Raw genomic sequence first — 6,385 nt, 5'->3', positions numbered from 1 at the left:
CTGGGCCCTGGCCACCGTCGCCGACCTCGAGGACAAGACGCGCCTCCGAGGGGTCACGCCCGTGCAGGCCTCGCGTCGCCGTCGGCGGCGTCGTGCCACCGAGGCCCAGGTCCAGGCGCAGCAGGGCGCCTCGCTGCAGCAGAGTCGCGCGGTGCCCCGCAGCACCGGCACCCGACCGGCGCGGAGCCGCACCATGCTCGTCGTCGTCTGGTCGCTGGTCGCGGCGGCGGTCGTGGGCATCGGCCTGGCCGCCACGGCGACCCTCGTGCTGGTCCGGTCGACGTCGACCGAGATCCCGCGGGTGGCCGACGTCGCGTCGTCGAGCGACGGGTCGTCCGTCGTCTTCACCTGGAGCGATCCGGGTCTCCGCGCGGGCGACACCTACGTGATCTCGACCGGGGGGCAGACGAGCCAGCAGTCCGCCGACCGCTTCGTCGCCACGCCCGCAGATCCCCGCGACGAGGTCTGCATCACCGTCACGGTCAGCCGTGGTGGTTCGACCGGGCCGACCAGCAACGAGAACTGCGCGACGGCGGGCCAGGGTTGATGGGGCGTCTGCTCGACTGGGCCACGCGACGGCGGTCCGCGGTCGTGACCGGCGTCGGCGTGCTCGTGGTGGCCACGCTCGTGACCACGGTCGCCGTCGCCAGCTCCGGTTACGAGGCCCAGCGTCTCGACCTGTCCGACGGCACGGTGTGGGTCGCCAACGGCGAGCGGGCGGCGATCGGGCGGGCGAACACCGACGTGCTCCAGTTGAACTCGGCCGTCCGCAGCAGCGGGGCCGACATCTCGGTCGCCCAGCGGGACCAGGACGTCCTGCTCGTCGACCGAGGCAACGCCACGGTCGGCGTCGTCGACACGGCGACGGCCGAGATCGCCGAGAGCGTCCCGTTGCCGCCGGAGTCGCCCGAGGTCTCGCTCGCGGGCGACCGTGCACTGATCGTCTCGCAGGGGACGGGCGAGGTGTGGAGCCAGCCCCTGACCGACCTGTCGTCGTTCAGCAACGAGGTCGATCCCGACCTGAGCCTCGGCAAGGGCCTGGTCACCAGCGTCACGCCCGAGGGCACGGTCGCCGCCTACTCCACCGACACCGGCGAGGTCTCGGTCTTCGACGGGACGACGTCGCCCGACGTCGCCGAGACCCACGACGTTCCGGCCGCATCGTCGGCCGGCTACCAGGTCGCCACCGTCGGCGACCACTGGGCGGTCCTCGACACCGGTGCAGGGGCCCTGGTCGTCGACGGCCGTCAGGTCGACCTGTCCGATCGGCTCTCGGGCGGACTCGCCCTGCAGACCGGCTCCGACACGGGCGACGGCGTGCTGGTCGCCACGTCCACCGGTCTGTTGTCCGTCTCGTTCGACGGGGACCGGGTCACCGAGGTGGTCGACGGTCGTGACGGCAAGCCGACGCGGCCCGTCCTCGTCGACGACTGCCGCTTCGCCGCCTGGGCCGGCGGCTCGGCCTGGAGCGACTGCGCGTCGTCGCGCGGGGGAGTCCTCGCCCTCGACGACGTGCCCGGAGGGGCAGACCTCGTCTTCGACGTCAACGAGGGCCGCGTCGTGCTGAACGATCCGGCGACCGGGCGGTCGTGGGCCGTGCAACGAGCCGGCCAGCTGATCGACAACTGGTCCGACCTCTTCCAAGAAGACCGCGATCGAGAAGAGCAGCAAGAGAACGACGACGACCAGCCTCCCGAGCTCGACCCCGACCAGAAGGCCCCGGTCGCCGTCGACGACGCCTTCGGTGCCCGTCCGGGGCGCGCGAGCACCCTGCCCGTGCTGTTGAACGACTACGACCCGAACGGCGACCCGCTCGTCGTCGAGCAGACCGAGACGCTCGACGATTCGGTGGGGCGGATCGACCTCGTCAACGATCGTCAGCAGGTGCTCCTGACGCTCGCCGACACCGCCTCGGGTTCGTTCGCGTTCGACTACACGATCACCGACGGCCGGGGCGGCCAGGCGACGGCCACCGTCACCGTCACCGTCCGTCAGGCGGCCGAGAACTCGCCTCCCGGGCAGGTGCGGAACACGACGGCGGCGGTGTCGTCGTCCGGGCGCGTCACGTCGTCGGTGCTGGGTGACTGGGTCGACCCCGACGGCGACGCGTTCTACCTCACCTCCGCGGGCGGGGCCGCGGGAGTGTCGTACAAGCCGTCGGGGGACGTCGTGTACCAGGACGCCGGCGCGGGCGAGGCGGCCGTGGACGTGCCGCTCACCGTCTCGGACGGTCGCGACGAGGGGCGGGGGTCTCTCGCCATCAGCATCATGGGAACCGGGCAGGTGCCCCTCGAGGCCCTCGCGTTCTCGCAACAGGCCTACGCAGGCCAGCAGCTCACCGTGCGGCCCCTCTCGTACGCCCGGGGCGGCACGGGGACGATCAAGCTGAACAGCGTGCCGGCCAAGGCGGACGTGACCGTCACTCCCAACTACGAGCAGGGCACCTTCCGCTTCTCCAGCGACGCGCCCGGCACGCACCTCCTCGAATACACCGTGACGGACGGCGACCAGACCGCGACGGGGACGGTCCGCATCGACGTCCAGTCGCCGCCGGACGCCGGAACGCCACCGATCACCACACCGAAGACCGTCTTCGTCGAGACCCTCGGCACGCAGACCCTCGACGTCGTGGCGACGGATCGCGATCCCGCCAACAACGTGCTCATGCTCACGGCGACCGATGCCGTGCCCGTCTCGTCCGGCGTGAAGGTCGAGACACTCGACCAGCGATACGCGCGCGTGACGCTCACGGCGCCCCTCGAGGACGGGCCGGTGACCTTCGGCTACACCGTCAGCAACGGCCTCGCGTCCGCGGTCGGCACCGTGACCGTCGTCGAGATCCCTCGGCGGGCGATCACGCAGCCCCCGATCGCGACCGACGACCAGGTGACCGTCCGGGTCGGCGACTCCATCGACGTCGACGTGCTCGCCAACGACGAGCAACCCGACGGAGACGAACTCTCCCTGGTGCCCCGGCTCGAGACCGACGTGCCCGCCGGCAGCGGGCTGCTCTTCGCTTCGGGCAACCGCCTCCGGTACCTCGCCCCGTCGAGCCCCGGCAACGTGACGGCGACCTACACCGTCGAGGGCCCGGACGGGCAGCGGGCGTCGGCCCAGGTGGCCATCGCGGTCCGCGAGGTCGACGCCGGAAGCAACGCCGCCCCCGCACCCCAGGCGGTGACGGCACGCGTCGTCGCCGGCGAGACGGTCCGCGTCGGCATCCCCCTCGACGGGATCGATCCGGACGGTGACTCGGTGCAGCTGCTCGGGGTCGGGACGAACCCCGAGAAGGGCAGCGTCTCGACGGTCGGGACGGACTACGTCGAATACCAGGCCAACGCCAGTTCGGCGGGCACCGACTCGTTCACCTACACCGTGGTCGACGGCTTGGGTGCCCGGGCCACGGGCACCGTGCGGGTGGGCATCTCGACGCGCGCCGACGGCTCACGCAACCCGATCGCGGTCGCGGACGCCGTGACGATGCGTCCCGGCGGCTCGATCACCGTCCGCGTGCTCGACAACGACTCCGATCCCGACGGCGGCGCGTTGTCGGTCGACACGGTCGAGCCCAACGGCGAAGGCATCGTCGCCAAGGTGGTGTCGGGAACGATGGTGTCGGTGACACCCCCCGAGTCCCCGGGGACGTACGGCCTCGTCTACACCGTGTCGAACCAGCAAGGTGGGCAGAGCTCCACGTTCGTCACGGTCACGGTCGATCCCGACGCTCCGCTCAACTACCCGCTGGCCGACGACACGGTCCTCGGGCTGAGCGACATCGCCGGCCGCCAGACCGTCACCGTCAACCCCCTGACCAACGTCTTCTTCTCGGACGGCAGCACGTCCCGACTCGACCTCGCGCTCGAGCCGGGCTTCGGGACGACGGCCGAGGTGACGCCGAACTCGCGGGTCACCGTGAGGATCACCGACTCGAGCCAGATCATCCCGTTCTCCGTCGCCCGGAAGGACGACCCGGGCGTCCGTGCCTACGCCTTCATCGTGGTGCCCGGCTTCGACGACGCCCTGCCGCAGATCGACCGGACGGTCCGTCCTGTCTCGGTCGAGAGCGAGAAGGCCGTCACGATCGACCTCAACCGGTACGTCATCTCGGCCGGGACGAACGGGGTGCGCCTGACCGACCCGGGGACGGTCCGGGCGACGAACTCGAACGGAGACGACCTCGTCGTCGACGACACGACCCTCCGTTTCACTTCGGCCGACCTGTTCTCGGGCACGGCCTCCATCTCGTTCCAGGTCACCGACGGGCGGTCGGCGGACGACCCGGACGGTCGGACCGCGTCGCTCGTCCTGCCGATCACGGTGACTTCGCGCGAGAACCAGCCCCCGGTCTTCAACGGCGTCTCGGTCGACCTCGAGCCCGGGCAGTCCCGGACGCTCGACCTCGACCGCCTGACCACCTACCCGTACCCCGACGACCTCGACGAGTTGACCTACTCCGTCGACCAGGGCGGCGTGGCAGGCTTCGGCTTCGACCTGTCGGGCTCACGGCTCACCGTGTCGGCCGACGCGGGCACGGTCAAGGGGACGAGCCGGTCGCTCCCCGTCGCCGTCAGCGACGCACTCAACCAGGGCCGCGGGGGCACCGTGACGCTGTCCGTGGTGGGGTCGACGCGGCCTCTCGCCCAGCCGGCCGCCGATCGAGCCGTCGTGCGACGCGGTGCGTCGACGACGGTGGACGTGCTGCAGAACGACCAGGCGACCAATCCGTTCCCGGGTCAGGCGCTGCGGGTCGTGGCCATCCGGGGGCTGAACGGCGGGTCGGTGCCGGCAGGCGTGTCGATCACCCCCAGCGGAGACAACCGCAGCCTCGCCGTGTCCGTCGCCGCGTCGGCGGCCCCCGGAGACACGAACCTGCAGTACCAGGTCGCCGACGTCACGAACGACCCCGACCGGTACGTCTGGGGCACGGTGGCCATCAGCGTCCAGGACGTCCCGAACGCACCCAACGCTCCCGTGCGGACGGGCACGTTCACCGGCGGTCAACTCACGCTGAGCTACACGGCACCTGCCGCCAACAACTCGCCCTTGACGGGGTACCGCCTGACGGGCCTGGGGTCCGCCGGCGGCTCGTACACGAAGGACTGCGGCCTGGCGACGGTCTGCACCCTCACCGACCTCGACCCCGAGCAGACGTTCCGCTTCTCGGTGACCGCGGTGAACGGCATCGGAGAATCGGCCGCCAGCGCCTCGAGCGAGCCGTACAGCGCCGACTACGTGCCCGCGGCGCCAACCGGTGTCAAGGCCGTGCCGACGGCCAACGCCGGTGAACTGCAACTCTCGTGGAACCCGGTTCCGAAGCCGAGCCCGGGCACCGCCGTCGTCGGCTACACGATCGAGATGACCGGCGAGAACGCCCCGGCGCGGCGCGACACCGTGTCCACGTCCACGGTCGTCGGAGGACTCACACCGGGGCAGCAGTACACGTTCCGCGTGTTCGCACGGAACTCGGCGCAGGTCAGCAGCGACGCCGACTGGGCACGGAGCGACCTCGCCCAGGCCTCGGCCTTCGGTCCGCCCGGGCAGACGGCGCCGAGTGCCGTGGTCCAGGCCGACGGGACGATCAGGGTCTCGTGGTCCCCGGCATCCGCCGCCGGTTCCGCCCCGGTGACCTACTCGCTCTGGCGGAGCGAGGGGACGTCCACGGGCACCGACTGCTCGGCGTCGCGGACGAGAATCGCCTCGTCGGCTTCGAGCCCCACGGACGACAAGACGGCGGAGAACGGCAAGCGGTACACCTACTTCGTCCAAGCCGACAACACCGTCTTCTGCTCCGCGTCGTCGACCTCGGTGGCGAGCCTCCCGGGCAAGGCGCGCGGAACGGTCACCGTCGAGAACAACGGCCGGGACCAGTTCGACGTGAGGGTGACGGACCTCGGCGTGGACGGCGACGCCGACGGTGTCTTCTACCAGGCGAAGTTCGCCGACAAGGACTGGACCACGCCGTCGGCCGACGGGTTCGTGACCTCGCTCGCCGACTCGTCCGTCTACGGGCGCAACGCGTCGGTGATCCTCCGGGCCTGCCGCGCGTCGTCGTGTTCGAACCTGACCTCCGACGCGAGTCAGCGCGTCACGCCCCTTCAGACGGTCGGCACCATCGATTCGTGTCAGCCCGCCGGCCGTCTGACCACGAGCGACCCCCGCAACACCGGTGGGGCGACCACGACGACCTTCGTGATCCAGTACAACGTGCCCCTCGTCCTCGGCATCGCGAACTGGGTCGACGCCGATCCGCAAGACGAGAACGCGGTACCTGCCGATGCCGTAGGAGTGCGCGTGCGAGCGACGGTCGCTCCGGAGACCGGCGATCCTCAGACGGCGTCCGCCTGGGTCACGGCAAGCTGTGGCTGACGACGTGACCCTTCACCAC

1 protein-coding gene and 1 pseudogene are annotated in these 6,385 nt (G+C 71.2%); both read left to right on the top strand.

Annotated elements, in window-relative coordinates:
* Nucleotides 1-547, top strand: a pseudogene (locus ITJ55_RS03190) (serine/threonine protein kinase); the annotation flags it as partial.
* Entirely contained in the window at nt 547-6,366 is a 5,820-nt protein-coding gene (locus tag ITJ55_RS03185) for a fibronectin type III domain-containing protein (protein WP_194594044.1), read from the top strand. The pseudogene ITJ55_RS03190 and the gene ITJ55_RS03185, both read left to right, overlap by 1 nt.
* Nucleotides 6,367-6,385: the final 19 nt, after the last annotated feature.

The sequence above is a fragment of the Frigoribacterium sp. VKM Ac-1396 genome (genome assembly GCF_015350895.1).
GTDB lineage: Bacteria > Actinomycetota > Actinomycetes > Actinomycetales > Microbacteriaceae > Frigoribacterium.
The sequence above is the reverse complement of the archived record's forward strand: the minus strand, read 5'-3'. Positions and strand labels throughout refer to the sequence as shown.